The organism is Nocardia sp. NPDC050717 (assembly GCF_040654275.1).
In the GTDB taxonomy this organism is placed as follows: domain Bacteria; phylum Actinomycetota; class Actinomycetes; order Mycobacteriales; family Mycobacteriaceae; genus Nocardia.
The window spans coordinates 152,383-166,692 of sequence record NZ_JBFAHR010000005.1 but is presented as its reverse complement, the minus strand read 5'-3'; the positions used below and the strand labels follow the sequence as shown (position 1 = coordinate 166,692).

The 14,310-nt window shown below is 71.7% G+C and carries 15 protein-coding genes; 3 read left to right on the top strand and 12 right to left on the bottom strand.

Annotated elements, in window-relative coordinates; genetic code table 11:
• Nucleotides 1–41 precede the first annotated feature (41 nt).
• Nucleotides 42–2,093, bottom strand: a complete 2,052-nt coding sequence (locus AB0H56_RS13290) for a ribonuclease J (protein WP_357161624.1) — start codon at nucleotides 2,091–2,093, stop codon at nucleotides 42–44.
• Nucleotides 2,090–2,998, bottom strand: coding sequence for a 4-hydroxy-tetrahydrodipicolinate synthase (gene dapA, locus AB0H56_RS13285; protein WP_357161621.1), 909 nt, complete (start codon nucleotides 2,996–2,998; stop codon nucleotides 2,090–2,092). The genes AB0H56_RS13290 and dapA overlap by 4 nt, the downstream gene beginning before the upstream one ends.
• Before the next feature lie 148 nt (nucleotides 2,999–3,146).
• Between dapA and AB0H56_RS13280 the strand changes: the two genes are divergently transcribed.
• Entirely contained in the window at nucleotides 3,147–3,593 is a 447-nt protein-coding gene (locus AB0H56_RS13280) for a toxin-antitoxin system HicB family antitoxin (RefSeq protein ID WP_357161618.1), read from the top strand.
• 9 nt (nucleotides 3,594–3,602) lie between these two features.
• Here AB0H56_RS13280 and AB0H56_RS13275 read toward each other — a convergent pair whose 3' ends face one another.
• The 8 genes from AB0H56_RS13275 to AB0H56_RS13240 form a co-directional block, all read right to left on the bottom strand.
• The gene (locus tag AB0H56_RS13275) at nucleotides 3,603–4,802 is read right to left on the bottom strand and encodes a crosslink repair DNA glycosylase YcaQ family protein (RefSeq protein ID WP_357161615.1); all 1,200 of its coding nucleotides are present in this window, start codon (nucleotides 4,800–4,802) and stop codon (nucleotides 3,603–3,605) included.
• A 40-nt stretch (nucleotides 4,803–4,842) separates the two neighbouring features.
• Nucleotides 4,843–5,868 (bottom strand): hypothetical protein, encoded by a 1,026-nt coding sequence (locus AB0H56_RS13270; RefSeq protein ID WP_357161612.1) that lies wholly within the window; start codon nucleotides 5,866–5,868, stop codon nucleotides 4,843–4,845.
• On the bottom strand, nucleotides 5,861–7,069 hold the full coding sequence (locus AB0H56_RS13265) for an ATP-binding protein (RefSeq protein ID WP_357161609.1): 1,209 nt from the start codon (nucleotides 7,067–7,069) through the stop codon (nucleotides 5,861–5,863). Before AB0H56_RS13265 ends, AB0H56_RS13270 begins: the two co-directional genes overlap by 8 nt.
• Nucleotides 7,066–7,740: a response regulator transcription factor gene (locus tag AB0H56_RS13260; RefSeq protein ID WP_357161606.1), complete on the bottom strand. Its 675-nt coding sequence runs from the start codon at nucleotides 7,738–7,740 to the stop codon at nucleotides 7,066–7,068. The genes AB0H56_RS13265 and AB0H56_RS13260 overlap by 4 nt, the downstream gene beginning before the upstream one ends.
• Nucleotides 7,741–7,849: 109 nt before the next feature.
• A complete protein-coding gene (locus tag AB0H56_RS13255; RefSeq protein ID WP_280219824.1) occupies nucleotides 7,850–8,302 on the bottom strand; it encodes a flavodoxin family protein in 453 nt (150 codons plus the stop codon).
• Nucleotides 8,302–8,799 (bottom strand): hypothetical protein, encoded by a 498-nt coding sequence (locus tag AB0H56_RS13250; protein WP_357161603.1) that lies wholly within the window; start codon nucleotides 8,797–8,799, stop codon nucleotides 8,302–8,304. The genes AB0H56_RS13255 and AB0H56_RS13250 overlap by 1 nt, the downstream gene beginning before the upstream one ends.
• A complete protein-coding gene (dapB, locus tag AB0H56_RS13245; RefSeq protein ID WP_357161600.1) occupies nucleotides 8,796–9,542 on the bottom strand; it encodes a 4-hydroxy-tetrahydrodipicolinate reductase in 747 nt (248 codons plus the stop codon). Before dapB ends, AB0H56_RS13250 begins: the two co-directional genes overlap by 4 nt.
• Nucleotides 9,543–9,613: 71 nt before the next feature.
• Nucleotides 9,614–10,720 (bottom strand): alcohol dehydrogenase catalytic domain-containing protein, encoded by a 1,107-nt coding sequence (locus AB0H56_RS13240; protein WP_357161597.1) that lies wholly within the window; start codon nucleotides 10,718–10,720, stop codon nucleotides 9,614–9,616.
• A 135-nt stretch (nucleotides 10,721–10,855) separates the two neighbouring features.
• Between AB0H56_RS13240 and AB0H56_RS13235 the strand changes: the two genes are divergently transcribed.
• On the top strand, nucleotides 10,856–11,251 hold the full coding sequence (locus AB0H56_RS13235) for a VOC family protein (RefSeq protein ID WP_357162063.1): 396 nt from the start codon (nucleotides 10,856–10,858) through the stop codon (nucleotides 11,249–11,251).
• Here AB0H56_RS13235 and AB0H56_RS13230 read toward each other — a convergent pair.
• On the bottom strand, nucleotides 11,248–12,453 hold the full coding sequence (locus AB0H56_RS13230) for an MFS transporter (protein WP_357162060.1): 1,206 nt from the start codon (nucleotides 12,451–12,453) through the stop codon (nucleotides 11,248–11,250). The genes AB0H56_RS13235 and AB0H56_RS13230 overlap by 4 nt on opposite strands.
• 92 nt (nucleotides 12,454–12,545) lie before the next feature.
• Between AB0H56_RS13230 and AB0H56_RS13225 the strand changes: the two genes are divergently transcribed.
• Nucleotides 12,546–12,878 carry a winged helix-turn-helix domain-containing protein gene (locus AB0H56_RS13225; RefSeq protein ID WP_357161594.1) on the top strand — a complete coding sequence of 111 codons (333 nt, stop codon included), beginning with the start codon at nucleotides 12,546–12,548 and terminating at the stop codon, nucleotides 12,876–12,878.
• 11 nt (nucleotides 12,879–12,889) lie between these two features.
• On the opposite strand, the gene AB0H56_RS13220 is transcribed toward AB0H56_RS13225, so the two are convergent.
• Nucleotides 12,890–14,221 carry a pitrilysin family protein gene (locus AB0H56_RS13220; protein WP_357162057.1) on the bottom strand — a complete coding sequence of 444 codons (1,332 nt, stop codon included), beginning with the start codon at nucleotides 14,219–14,221 and terminating at the stop codon, nucleotides 12,890–12,892.
• Between the last annotated feature and the right edge of the window lie 89 nt (nucleotides 14,222–14,310).

The following is a 14,310-nucleotide window of genomic DNA, read 5'->3' as shown; positions in this document are numbered from 1 at the left end:
CCGGGCGAGGAGTGTCGCCCGGCGGTTCTCGTGTCTTCGGATCAGACGCCGATGACCGTCGGCACGATCATCGGGCGGCGGCGGTAGGTGTCGGCCACCCAGCGGCCGACGACCCGGCGCACGCCCTGGGCGATGCGGTGGGTGTCGGTGATGCCCTCGCCCGCCAGGCGCAGCAGCTCGGCCTCGACCAGTTCGTTCGCGCCGTTGAGCGCGGTCGGGTCGTCGGAGAAGCCGCGGCCGTTGAGTTCGGTGCTGACCGCCTTGCCGGTGGTCGCGTCGATGACGACGGTGATCGAGATGAACCCGCCCTCGCCGAGCACCAGGCGATCCGACAGCGTCGACTCACCGACGTCGCCGACCGAGAGTCCGTCGACGTAGACGTGGCCGACCGGCACCCGGCCGACGATCGAGGCGATGCCGTCGACCAGGTCGACCACCACACCGTCCTCGGCGAGCACGACCCGCTCCTCCGGCACACCGGTGGCCACCGCGAGCGCGGCGTTGGCGCGCAGGTGCCGCCATTCGCCGTGCACCGGCATCGCGTTGGTGGGCCGCACCGCGTTGTACAGGTACAGCAGCTCACCGGCCGAGGCGTGGCCGGAGACGTGCACCTTCGCGTTCTGCTGGGTGATGACCGTCGCGCCGAGCCGGGCCAGGCCGTTGACGACCGCGAACACCGAGTTCTCGTTGCCCGGGATCAGCGAGGAGGCCAGCACGATCAGGTCGTCGGCGCGGATGTTGATCTGGCGGTGGTCGCCGCGGGCCATCCGCGCCAGCGCCGAGAGCGGCTCGCCCTGGGAGCCGGTGGAGATCAGCACCAGGCGGTTGCCGGGCAGGTTCGCCGCCGCGTCGAGATCGACGACGACGTTGTCGGGCACCGTCAGGTAGCCCAGGTCCTGCGCGATCTGCATGTTGCGGACCATCGAGCGGCCGACGAAGCAGATCTTGCGGTTGTACTTCTGCGCCACGTCGACGACCTGCTGGATGCGGTGCACGTGGCTGGCGAACGAGGCGACGATGACGCGGTTGCGCGCCTTGCCGATCACATTGTCGAGCACCCCGCCGATCTCGCGCTCGGGGGTGACGAACCCGGGGACCTCGGCATTGGTCGAGTCGACAAGGAACAGGTCGACGCCTTCGTCGCCCAGGCGGGAGAACCCGGCCAGGTCGGTGAGGCGGCCGTCGAGCGGCAGCTGGTCGAGCTTGATGTCACCGGTGTGCAGCACCACGCCCGCGCCGGTGCGGATGGCGACGGCGATCGCGTCGGGGATCGAGTGGTTGACCGCGAAGTACTCGCACTCGAACGGGCCGTGCACGGTGGTCTCGCCCTCGGCGACCTCGATCAGCTTGGGCTGCAGCCGGTGCTCGCGGCACTTGGCGGCGACCAGCGCGAGGGTGAACTTGGCGCCGATCACGGGGATGTCGGGGCGGTTGCGCAGCAGGAACGGCACCGCGCCGATGTGGTCCTCGTGACCGTGGGTGAGCACGATGGCGACGATGTCGTCCATCCGGTCCTCGATGGGCCGGAAGTCGGGCAGGATCAGGTCGACGCCGGGCTGCTGGTCCTCGGGGAACAGCACACCGCAGTCCACGATCAGCAGCTTGCCGTTGTACTCGAAAACGGTCATGTTGCGGCCGATCTCGCCGATGCCGCCGAGGGCGAACACGCGCAGGCCGTTCTTGGCCAGCTTCGGCGGGGCACCGAGACGGTCCTGCGGCGCCTTCTCGCGGGGCTCGGTCGTCGGCGCGGCGCCACGACCGCGGCCGCCGCCCTGCCTGCCCCGGCCGCCGCCACGGGGCTGTTGCTGCGGCGCCTGCTCGGCGGCCGGCTTGCTCTTGGCGCGGCGCGAGCTCGTCTTCTTCGGCGCGGTGGCCTGCTCGACGGGCACGCTGATCAGATCGGTGCCGTCCTCGGCGGCCACGACGAGTTCGGCCTCGGCCGCGATCTCGGCGACCGGCTCGGGGGCGGGCTGGGTCGGCGGCACGACCTCGGCGGCCGCGGGCCGCTGCGGCGCCTCGGCGGCGGGAGCCGGCTCGGGCGCGCCCGCGGCGCGGCTGGCGGAACGACGGCGCGGCTTGCGCGGTTCGGTCATGCCGACACCCCCGCGGCCTGCAGATCCAGGGCCAGCGCGTCGAGCTGCGCCGGGGTCGGCATCAGCTGGGGCAACCGGGGTTCCCCCACATCGACACCGAGCAATCGGAGAGCTCCCTTGCACATCGCCACACCTCCCAGGCGGGTCATGGCCGCGAACAGCGGCAACAGTGTCGCGTTGATCTCCTTGGCGCGGACCACGTCACCGGCGGTGTAGGCCTGGTGGATCTCGCGCAGGCGATCGGGCACGAGGTGCCCGATCACGCTGATGAAACCGGCGGCGCCGACCGAGAGCCAGGGCAGGTTGAGCCCGTCGTCACCGGAGTAGAAGGCGAGGCCGGTGGTCGCGATGAGATCGGCACCGGAGACCAGATCGCCCTTGGCGTCCTTCACGGCGACGATGTTCGGGTGGTCGGCGAGGCGGCGGATCGTGTCGATGGCGATGGGCACCACCGACCGCGGCGGAATATCGTAGAGCGTCACCGGCAGCGAGGTGGCGTCGGCGACCGCGGTGAAGTGCGCGATCAGCCCCTCCTGCGTGGGACGCGAGTAGTACGGGGTGACGACGAGCAGGCCGTGCGCGCCCGCGTCCTCGGCGGCGCGCGCCAGCTCCAGCGAGTGCGCGGTGTCGTAGGTGCCGGCGCCCGCGATGACGGTGGCCCGGTCGCCGACGGCGTCGACGACGGCGCGCAGCAGGTCGGACTTCTCCGATTCGGTGGTGGTCGGCGACTCACCGGTGGTGCCCGAGATGGCCAGCAGATCGACGCCCCGGTCGACCAGGCGCGCGGCCAACGCCACCCCGGCGTCGACATCGACCTTGCCCGCGGCGCTGAAGGGGGTCACCATCGCGACACCTACCGTGCCGGACGCGTGCAGCTCCGTTGGCGTCGATTCACCGTTCGTCATGGTCAGAAAGGCTACCCGGTCCCCGGACGCGCCTCGACACCCTAGCGGCCGAAGCGGCTGCCGGTGCCCGCCTTTCGACACCATACGCCTGCTCGGTGACATCACGAACGTCCTTGCGTGATGTCACTTTCGACATCACACTGATGTCATGGATCTGAACGCTCATACCGCGCGGCTGCGCGAGGAACTGATCGCCGCCGCGGCTCTCGGCGACGAGAAAACGCAGGCCACCGCCGCCGCCCTGGCCGCGGCGGTGGAGAGTTCGAGCCGGCTGGTGCTGCTGTCGGCGCTGTCGGAACTGGCCACCGAGATCAGTACCGAGCTCGGCGACCGCACCGTGCACGTCCGGCTGGAAGGCACCGAGGCGGTGGCCGACGTGCGCAAGAACACGCCGTCGGGCTCCGACGAACCCCCCACCTTCGAGGAGATGACCGGCGATATCAGCCGGGTCACCCTGCGGCTGGTCGAGCAGCTCAAGTCCAAGGCCGAGGAGGCCGCGGCCCAGAACGGGCAGTCGCTGAACTCGTGGCTCTCCGGCGCGGTCAGCGGCGCGTTGCGGGACCAGATGCGCGGCGGTGGCCCCAAGGGCTGGTGAGCCGCCCGCTCACAGCAGCGGCGCCAGGTCACCGCGCTCGCCGATGACCACCTCGTCGAGCTCGAGCCAATCGGCCATCTCCCGCAGCGCGGCACGCAGCGCGTGCGCGGTCTCGCCGGTGGCGTGGCCGGGTTCGGCGAAGGCGCCGGGGACGAGCAGCCTGCCGCTGCCACGCTCGGCGCGCAGGTCGACCCGGCCGACGAGCTGCCCGTCGAGCAGGAACGGGAAGACGTAATAGCCGTGCACCCGTTTGGGTTCGGGCGTGTAGATCTCGATCCGGTAGTGGAAGTCGAAGATGCGCTGGGTGCGCGGCCGGAAGAAGATGAGCGGGTCGAACGGGCACAGCAGGGCGGCGCCGGTGACGCGGCGCGGGGTGCTCGCCTCCGGATGCAGGTAGGCGGGGGCGTCCCAGCCCGTCACCTCGACCGGGAGCAGTTCGCCCGCGTCGACGAGTTCGGCGATGGCGGGGGCGCTCTGGCGGCGGTTGAGGCGGTAGTAGTCGCGCAGATCGGTCTCGGTGCCGATGCCGAGGGCGCGGCTGGATCGGCGGATCAGCTCACGCACCGCGTCGGTCTCGGGGATCTCGCGTTCGCGGACGTCGGCGGGGACGACGCGTTCGGTGAGGTCGTAGTGGCGGGTGAAGCCCGCGCGGCGGGCGATGGACAACTCGCCCGCGGCGAAGAGCTGTTCGCAGATCATCTTCGTGTCGGACAGGTTCCACCACGTGCCCTTGGGCCGCGGCTTGTCCAATTCGAGGTGGCGTTCGATCTCGCCCGCGCTGGCCGCGCCGACCTCGGTGACGACGTCGAGGATGTCCTTGCCCAGCGTGGGATTGCGTTCGACGACCTTACGCATCCCCGACCAGCGGCCGTGCCGGTATTCGGCCATCCGCCAGCGCAGTAGCGGCCAGTCGGCGACCGGGATGAGCGCCGCCTCGTGCGCCCAGTACTCGACCAGCCCGCGCCGGGAGCGCGGACTGTCGCTCCAGGCCGCCCGCTCGAGCAGAGCGCGGTCGTAGGGGCCGATCCGGCTGAAGATCGGCGCGTAGTGCGCGCGAACCACCGCCGACACCGAATCCAGTTGCAGCAGACGGGTTCTGGCGACCACATCGAGCACGGCCCGCCGGTTCGGGTTGGCCGGTCGGCGTTTTCCGAAACCCTGTGCGGCCAGGGCGATCCGCCGCGCCGCCGCCGCATTCATCCGCTGCATGGGTCCAGCCTGGCACAGGGGTCCGACAGGTCCGCGCGACTCAGGTGGAGACCCGGATCTCGCCCGCGGTGTCGATCTCGGTGCGCCGGTCCCCCGTCGGCGCCGCCGCCAGGACCGTCGCCACCCAGCGTCGCCCGACCGGCAGCACCCGCACGGTGACGCTGCCGCCGGTCGCGGTCTCGAGTTCGCCGACCGCGGCGTCGAGCACCTGGTGACGCACCGAGCTGGGGACGGCGCGGAAGCCGCCGTCGTCGAGCAGCGTCACCTCCACGCCGCGGGCGCGGGCCGCCCGCGCGGCGGTGCTGAGGCGTTCGGTGGCCAGGTCGGGGGCCCGTAACCCGTCGCGCAGCTCGGCTTCGAGCAACCGGCACTGCTCGCGTTCGGCGGCGCTGAGCTGGGCGCCCTCGGCGATCCTGGCCAGCATCGGCCGGGCGACCCGGTCGAGCCGGGCCAGCTGCCGGTCGCGCTCGGCCGTGGCCGCGGCCAGCGCCGCCTCGGTGGCCGCGCGCTCGGTGGCCTGCTGACGCAGGGCGCGTAGCGACCGCTGGGTGGGTCGCAGGATCGCCATGAACACCGTCACCGCGCCCACCGTGGCGATCGGGGTCAGGGCGCGCACCACGGTCTCGGGGTGCCACGTGGTGAACACGCCCATGGTGATGAGTACCGTCGCGGCCGCCGCGACCCCGACCCAGGCCGCCAGGATCCGTCCGCGCAGCACCAGCATCGCCAGCAGGTACGAGGTCGGATAGGCGGTCCACAGCTGATGGGAGAACCCGGAGGGATTCTCGATCCAGGGCACCGTCAGCGCCATGGCCGCCGGCCCGGCGCACACCACGAAGACCGTGGCGGGCCAGGGCAGCGGATCGGTGGGCACGACCAGCACCACCAGCGCGGCGCCCGCCATGAACGCCAGGGCCGCGGCGGCCGGGACCGGCGGCGCGATGTCGAAGTTCACCCGCAGGTAGAGCACGATGGTGGCCTCGAAGATCAGCACGAACAGCCAGGCCATGCTGTCGCTGAGGCCGAACAGGTCGCGCATGCCGAAGGGCCGGTCCCGCTCAGCCATCACTGCCCCAGACCAGCGTCACCACGGTGCCGTTGCCCGGCGACGATTCGACGAACGCGGCGCCGCCGGCCAGGGTCCGCATGCGGCCGAGGACGCTGCCCGCGATCCCCATCCGGTCGACCGGCACGCGCGCCGGATCGAAGCCGGCGCCGTCGTCGGTGAGCACCACCCGGATACCGCCGGTGGCGATGGTGACGGCCACCGTGCGCCGCACCGGACGCCCCGGCACCCCGGCGTGGCGCAGGCTGTTGCGCACCGCCTCGCTCAACGCCGCGCCCAGCACCTGCGCCGCCTCCAGCGGCAGGCGCAGATCGGCGCCGCGCCGGGCCGCGCGCACCGGCACGTCGGGATCGACCTCGCGCACCGCCGCCCGCAGGAACTCGACCGCCGCGGTGGCGTCGAGATGGTCGAGCTCCGGCGCGCTGCGCGCCTGTTCGAGCTGGTCGAGGGTGCGCGCGGCCTGTGCGCGCAGCACCGTCGACGACTCGTGCGCACGCGAGGCCTCGAGCAGGGTGGACAGCACACCGTCGTGGATCAGGGCGGCGAAGCGGGCGCCCTCGCGTTCCCTGGCCGCGGTGGCGGCGACGGTCGCGGCCTTGCTGCGCTGGTGCACCGCTTCCCGGTCGACCCGGTCGGCGGCGGTGCGCGCGTAGACGACGCACCACAGGAACAGCGCGCCGACGCCGAGCCCCCTGGTGATGTCACCGAACAGCGCCCAAGCCGAACTGTCCGGCACCACAGCGGCATTGGACACGCTCGTGGCCACCGCGAGCACGGCGGCGAAGGCCGTCGCGGTCCGCCCCGACCAGGCCAGCCCGCCCGCCATCACGCCGAGGGCGAGCCCGCGGTAGGGCCAGGAGGCGAACGAGCCGATCGAGACGACCGAGTACACGAGCGGGGTCAGCACCGTCGCCAGGAGATAGCACCCGGCGGCCACGGCGGCGACACGGCGGATCGCGGTGACCGGCCCGAGTGCCGACACCAGGGCCAGCGGCGCGAACGGCAGGTACGCCCCGACCAGATGCACCTCGGGCCACAGGGACCGGTTCAGCGGCTGGATCAGCACGGCGGGCAGTTCCAGGGTCATCACGATCATCGCGCCGACCCCGATCACCATGCCGAGCCTGCGCAGGATCTGGTCGGTCGCCGCCCGGGAGAGTTCGGTGCCCGCGGCGGCGGGCGCCGGGACCGTGGTGGTCACGTGCGCTGCTGTCGTTCCGGCACCGGCAGCCAGCCGTCCTCGACGGCCCGCTTGTACAGGTCGGTCTTGGTGGGCGCGGGGCGGCCCGCGTCGGCGTATTTCTGCCGGATACGGCCCAGGTAGTCGTTGACGGTCTGCTCGGACAACCCGGTCAGCCGGGCCACGCGCGACGCCTTCTCCCCCGAGGCGTACAGCATGAGCACTTCCTCCTGGCGCGGGCTCAGGCCCACGTCGGACAGCTGTGGATCGCCGTCGATGGCGGCGGCCCAGTCGGTGGTGACGACCTGTTCGCCGGAGGCGGCCCTGCGCACCGCGGCGACCACCGTGGCGACGCTCTCGGACTTGCGCAGCACGCCGAGCACGCCCGCCTTGGCCGCCGAGCGCACCAGGAACGCGTTGTCGGCGCCGGTGAACACCAGCACCTCGATGCCGCGTTCGCGCAGCGCGGTGACGTTGTCCTCGGGCGTGGAGCCGTCGGGCAGGCGCAGGTCGAGCACCACCAGGTCGAGCGCGTCGGTGATCGCGAGCAGCCCGCTCACGCTGTCGGCGGTGGCGACGAGGTCGAGGTCGGGTTCGGGGCCGAGCATGGCGGCGAGCCCGATGGCGACGGATTCGTGGTCCTCGACCAGCCCGATGCGCCGCACCCGCGGAGTCTGCTCCAACTCGCTCACCGACCACTCCCCATCCTGAAACACCCATCCGCGGCCAGCCCGCGACACGTAGGAGTCGAGTTGTACCGCATCGGCCCAGCGTGTGTCAGCCCACCAGAATTCGGGGCGGCTACCCCATCAGCCCGGCGGCGACCGTCGCGCCGAGCTCCCAGCACCGTTCCAGCTCGGCCTTGCCGGGCGGCCCGGAGACGGCGACCGCGGCCGCCACCCGCTGCCAGCCCAGGCCGGTGGTGATCCGCTCGACGCTCGCCTCCGCGCCCTCGGTGCCCTCGTTGCCGTGCAGGTAGAGCGCGTAGGGGCGGCCGCGCGTGGAGTCCAGGCACGGGTAGTAGAACGTGTCGAAGGCGTGTTTGAGGGCGCCGCTCATGTAGCCGAGGTTGGCCGGGGTGCCGAGCAGGTAGCCGTCGGCCTCGAGGACGTCGACGGCGGTGACGGCCAGGGCCGCGCGGCGCACGACCTCCACGCCCTCGATCTCCGGATCGGTGGCGCCCGCGAGCACCGCCTCGAACATCGCCTGCGTGTGCGGCGACGGCGTGTGGTGGATGAGCAGCAGCCGGGCCACTACGCCTCGCGTTCCAGCTTCTCCAGCGCCACCGCGCGGCGCATGGTCTCGCGGGCACGGGTGCGGTCGCCCGCGTAGTCGTAGGCCCTGGCGAGGCGGTAGGAGGAGCGCCAGTTGTCGGGGTCGGCCTCCCACTCGGTCTTGATGCGCGCGAACAGCTCGTCGGCGGCGGCGCGTTCGATGCGGCCGGAGGGGCGGCGCGGTAGCTGCGAGGTGTCGACCTCGAGGCCCTCCTCGTCGATCCGGCGGGCCAGGCGCTGGTGGGCGAACGCGGCCTGCAGCGTCGCCCACACGATCCAGATCCCGACGATCGGCAGCAGCAGCATCCCGACGCCGAGGGCGACACCGGCGAACTCGCCGTCGGCGATGTAGGCGATGGCCAGGCTGCCGAGCCGGATGAAGTAGTAGACCAGCGCGAGAACCAGGAACGCCACCAGCGCGAGGATCTTCACGACCTGCCGGTCGGGTCGTCCCGTGGCGGGTTCGGCGGCGCTCACAGATCCAGGAACGGGTCGAGCCCGACGGTCAGCCCCGGACGGCCCGCGATCTCGCGCACGCCGAGCAGCACGCCGGGCGCGAAGGAGTTCCGGTCGATGGAGTCGTGGCGGATGGTGAGGGTCTCGCCCTGCGTGCCGAACAGCACCTCCTGGTGCGCGACGAGGCCGGCCAGGCGCACCGAGTGCACCCGCACCCCGTCGACGTCGGCACCCCGCGCGCCCTCGAGTTCGGTGCTGGTGGCATCGGGGCTCGCGCCGACACCCGCCTCGGCGCGGGCCGCGGCGATCAGGCCCGCGGTGCGGTAGGCGGTGCCCGAGGGCGCGTCGGCCTTGTTCGGGTGGTGCAGTTCGATGACCTCGACCGACTCGAAGAACCGGGCCGCCTGTTCGGCGAAGCGCATCGACAGCACCGCGCCGATGGCGAAGTTCGGCGCGATCAGCACGCCCACCTGCGGATGCAGGGCCAGCCAGCCGCGCACCTCGGCGAGGCGGACCTCGTCGAAGCCGGTGGTGCCGACCACGGCGTGGATGCCGTTCTCGATCAGGAACTTCAGGTTGCCCATCACCACGTCGGGGTGGGTGAAGTCGACGACGACCTGGGTACCGGTCTCGGTGAACGCCGTCAGCGCGTCGTCCTTGTCGACCTTGGCGACCAGGTCCAGATCGGCCGCCGCCTCCACGGCCGCGCAGATCGCCTGTCCGACCTTGCCCCGTGCTCCGAGCACTCCGACCCGAATGGTCACCCGCTTCTCCTCGCCTCGTTCTCGCTTGTGGTCAAGCCTATCGAGCAGCGGCGGGTGCCCCGGCGCCGAGGTCAGTCGAACACGATCACCTGCCGCAGCGCCGCGCCGGCGGCGAGGTCGTCCATCGCCTGGTTGACCTGGTCGAGTCCGATCCGCGCCGAGACGAGCCGCTCCAGCGGCAGGGTGCCCGCGCGCCAGCGGCGGACGTATTCGGGGATGTCGCGGTCGGGCACCGCCGAGCCCAGGTAGCTGCCGATGATGGTGCGCCCCTGCGCGACCAGCGCGAGCGGCGAGATCGTGGCGGTCGCGGTGGGGGCGGGCAGGCCGACCGTCACGGTGACGCCACCGGCCGCGGTGGCGGCGACGGCGGTCTCGAACGCGCGCACGTTCCCGGCCGCCTCGACCACCACCTCGGCCACGATGCCCTGATCGGCGACCTCGGCGGGCGTATAGGCGGCGCTCGCACCGAATTCCTCTGCCAGCCGCAGCTTTTCGGGCACCGTGTCGACGGCGATCACCTCGCCGAGCCCGAGCGAGACGGCGACGAGCACGGCGGCCATCCCCACGCCGCCGAGCCCGACGACCATGATCCGGTCGCCCCGGTTCGGCTTCGCCGCGTTGAGCAGCGCGCCGCCACCGGTGAGCACCGCGCAGCCGAGCACGGCCGCGACCTCGGGCGGTACGTCGTCGTCGACCGGGACGACCGAGCGTCGGTCCACCACGGCGTGCGTCGCGAAGCCGGACACCCCGAGGTGATGGTGCACGTCGGCGCCGTCGCGGTGCAGCCTGCGGCCGCCGCCGAGCAGTTCGCCCGCGTTGTTGGCGACACTGCCGGGCGTACAGGGGGTACGGCCGCCGCTCGCGCAGCCCGCGCACTCGCCGCAGCGCGGCAGGAAGGTCATCACGACCCGCTGCCCCACCGCGAGATCGGTGACGCCGTCGCCGACGGTCTCGACCACCCCGGCGGCCTCGTGCCCGAGCAGCATCGGCACCGGCCGCACCCGGTTGCCGTCGACGACGGACAGATCCGAATGGCACAGCCCGGCCGCTTCGATCCGCACCAGCAGCTCACCGGGGCCGGGTGCGGCCAGGTCCAGCTCGCACACGGTGATCGGTCGCGAGTCGGCGAACGGCGCCGGCGCGGCGATGGTCTCCAGGACGGCTCCACGAATCCTCATGTGCGCGACGCTACCCCGCGCCGCCGTTGCGCGATCCGGGATCCGGGCGCTAACCTCGGCCGTGGTGATGGTGCTCCTGTCGGCCGCCTCGTACCGTGCCCAGGGTCGGCGCCATCACGAACAAGGAGAAATCCACTGCCGGTTCAGTTCAATCACACCATTGTCGGATGTCGCGATAATCGGGAGACCGCCGAATTCTGGGCGGACATCCTCGGGTTGGACGTAGGAACAGAGTGGGGTCCGTTCATTCCGATCCCCGTCGCCAACGGCGTCACCTTCGATCTCGCGAAGGTGCCTCCGCATGTTTCCGAAATCCAGCCGCAGCACTACGCGTTTCTCGTCTCGGAGGCGGAATTCGATGCCGCCTATGCCAAGATCCAGCGCTACAAACTGGATCACTGGGCGGATCCGCAACAACACGGGGTCAACGAGATCAATCACAACGACGGTGGCCGCGGGGTCTATTTCCTCGACCCCAACGGCCACTTCATGGAATTGATCACCGTGCCCTACGGCGGCCGGCCCGCCTAGTCCCCGGACGCTGCTCGGGTTCCGCGGAGCCCGAGCAGCGCGGCGACGACACAGGCCACCGACACCAGCCCGATGAACCACGGGAACACCGTGGTCAGGCCCCAGGTGGTCGCGGCCCAGCCCGCGGCCAGCGTCGGCAACGCCAGGGCCGAATAGGCCAGCAGGTAGTAGGCCGACATGGTCTCGCCCCGGCGGTGCGGGGGCACGACCTCCGACAGGTGCCGCAGCGACCCACCGAAGCCGAGGCCGAAGGTGGCGCCCAGCGCCAAGCCGGCCAGCACGACCACGACGGGTTGCGCGCTGGCCAGCGCGGGAATCGTGGCCAGCAGCGCGGCGGCCATGCCGAGGTCGCCGAGGATGGCGGCGCGCCTGGCCTGGATCCGCGTCGCGAACAGTTGCGCCGCGGCGCCGGCGAGCGCGGTCCCGGCGACGACGACGCCACCGAAGACGAGGTTGTGCACGCCGGTCTTGGCCGCGGCCAGCGACGGGTACAGCGACAGCAGCACGCCGAGCACCGACCAGGCCGCCATCACGCCGATCGCCGAGAACCAGAAATCGGCCCTGATCTCCTGCGGCACCGCGGGTTTCGCGATCCGGATGCGGGTCTTCACCCGCGCCGTGTGCGGCTCGGTGACGGCCAGGATGCCGGCGCCCGCGGCCAGGCAGACCACCGCGATGACCACGTACGGCGTGCGCAGCGGCGAGGGCGCGTACTGGGCGAGCACCGCGGTCCCGAGCACCGCGATCGCGATGCCGACATTGAACGCCACCCCGCTGAGCTGCCCCGACCGCGCGCCGCGCTCGGGTCGCAGGTCGAGCAGCGCGGCCGCGCCCGCGACCACGGTCGCGCCGACCGCGGCGCCGTGCAGCGCCCTGGCCAGCAGCAGCATCGGGACCGAGTCGGCGAGCAGGAACACCACCAGGCCCAGGATCATCGTGGCGAACGCGCCGACCATCACCGGCTTGCGCCCGACGACATCGGAGATCCGGCCCGAGACCAGGACCGCGCCCAGCGCGGCCACCGCGTATACGGCGAACACCATGGTCGTGGTGAGCGGCGAGAGGTGCCATTCGGTCTGATAGATCCCGTAGAGCGGCGCGGGCGCCCCGGAGACCCCGAGCGCGACGCCGGTTGCCGCCAGCACGAGCCCGTATGCCCAGCGCTGTCCCGACTCGGCCGGAGCCATCGTTGTCGCCGCCATCGCAGCCCCCATCAGGTGAGTTTGATAACCATCGAACGGTGTCGAGCGTACGCCGAGTATGATGAGTATCAAACCCCCGAGTGAGGTAGATCATGACTCAGGCTAACGGTCTTCCCCCGGCGCCGACCGCACCGGTCGCCGGGCTGCCCGCCGTGCTGAGTGCCCTGCACGATCCGGTGCGCCTGGAGATGGTGCGCAGGCTGGCGAACGCGGGCGGCCCGGTCCGGTGTTCGGCGCTCTACGACGCGATCAACAAATCCACCGCGACCCACCACTTCAAGATCCTCCGCGAGGCGGGCCTGATCGAGCGGATGACCATCGACGGCCAGACCTGTCAGCGCTTGCGCACCGAGGAATTGACGCTGGCGCTGCCGGGCCTGCTGCCCGCCGTCGTCGGGGCGGCCAACCGGGCCGCCGCCGACTGAGCGCGAATTCCTCAGCGCTCCACGAGTTTACGGACCGAGGCGGGCAGGTCACGGGTGCGCTGGTATGGCCCGGCCACCGCGGCGCCGAAGGGGCGGGCGAGCAGCGTGCGCGCGATGGCGCTGACCTCGTCGGTGGTGACGGCGTCGATGCGGGCCAGCGTCGCCGAGACGCTGCGGTGGTTGCCGTAGCTGAGTTCGCTGCGGCCGATCCGGTTCATCCGCGAGGCGGAATCCTCGAGTCCGAGCACCAGTCCACCGCGCAACGATCCCTTGGCGCGGGCACATTCGGCGTCGGTGACCCCGTTGACCGCCACGTCGGCGAGCACGTCGCGCGCCAGGGTCGCGACCTGGGCGAGGTTCTCGGGCTGGCAGCCCAGATACACCGAGAAGGCGCCGGTGTCGGCGAAGGTGTCCACGCTCGAGTACACCGAGTACGCCAGGCCGCGCTCCTCCCGGATGCGCTGGAACAGACGGGAACTCAGGCCGCCGCCGATGATGGTGTTGAGGACCGACAGCGGCCAGCGCTGCTGTCCCTCGTGCCGTCCGAACGCGCGCACGCCGAACACCAGGTGGGTCTGCTCGCTGTCACGGTTGATGCGGATCAGGCCGGGCGCGGTCTGCGCCCGGAACGACCCCTCGCGGCGCGGCGCCGGGTCGGCCGCGGCGTCGAGATGCGCGGCGAACGCGCGATGCACCAGTTCGACGGTGCGCTCATGCCCGACATTGCCCGCCACGGCCACGACCATCCGGTCGGGCCGGTAACGACGCTGGTGGAACCCGCGCAGCTGACTCGCGCGCATGCCCTCGATGGATTCGACGGTGCCGATGACGGGCCGCCCGATCGGATGGTCGCCGAACAGGGCGGTGAGGAAGGAGTCGGCGACGAGATCCTCGGGATCGTCGTCGCGCATGGCGATCTCCTCGAGCACCACCTGGCGCTCGACGTCGACGTCGACGGCCCGGCACAGCCCGTTGAGCACCACGTCGGAGACGAGTTCGACCGCCAGCGGCAGGTCCTCGTCGATGACGTGGGCGTAGTAGCAGGTCTGTTCCTTGGCGGTGAAGGCGTTGAGTTCGCCGCCGACGGCGTCCATGGCCTGCGCGATGTCGAGGGCCGAGCGGGTGGGCGTCGCCTTGAACAGCAGGTGTTCGAGGAAGTGCGCCGCGCCGGCGACGGTCGGTCCTTCGTCGCGGGAGCCGACACCGACCCAGACGCCGATGGAGGCCGAGCGCACACCGGGCACGTGCTCGGTGACCACGCGGAGCCCACCGGGGAGTACGGTGCGCCGCACTCCACCGTCGGTGCCGACGGTGCCGGCGGATTCGGAATTCGACTCGGTCAACTGTGGCTTCGTCACCCGATCCCACCGGACGGCTGTGCTGGCATGGGTTCTCAACCTCTCGAAAACAGGTGCGGGCGACGTGCGCGGAT

Coding starts and splice junctions, on each gene's coding strand:
- AB0H56_RS13275 (WP_357161615.1), bottom strand. CDS start 4,802: ATGCAGCGGATGAATGCGGCGGCGGCGCGGCGGATCGCCCTGGCCGCA.
- AB0H56_RS13230 (WP_357162060.1), bottom strand. CDS start 12,453: ATGGCGGCGACAACGATGGCTCCGGCCGAGTCGGGACAGCGCTGGGCA.
- AB0H56_RS13240 (WP_357161597.1), bottom strand. CDS start 10,720: ATGAGGATTCGTGGAGCCGTCCTGGAGACCATCGCCGCGCCGGCGCCG.
- AB0H56_RS13280 (WP_357161618.1), top strand. CDS start 3,147: ATGGATCTGAACGCTCATACCGCGCGGCTGCGCGAGGAACTGATCGCC.
- AB0H56_RS13225 (WP_357161594.1), top strand. CDS start 12,546: ATGACTCAGGCTAACGGTCTTCCCCCGGCGCCGACCGCACCGGTCGCC.
- AB0H56_RS13270 (WP_357161612.1), bottom strand. CDS start 5,868: ATGGCTGAGCGGGACCGGCCCTTCGGCATGCGCGACCTGTTCGGCCTC.
- dapA (WP_357161621.1), bottom strand. CDS start 2,998: ATGACGAACGGTGAATCGACGCCAACGGAGCTGCACGCGTCCGGCACG.
- AB0H56_RS13290 (WP_357161624.1), bottom strand. CDS start 2,093: ATGACCGAACCGCGCAAGCCGCGCCGTCGTTCCGCCAGCCGCGCCGCG.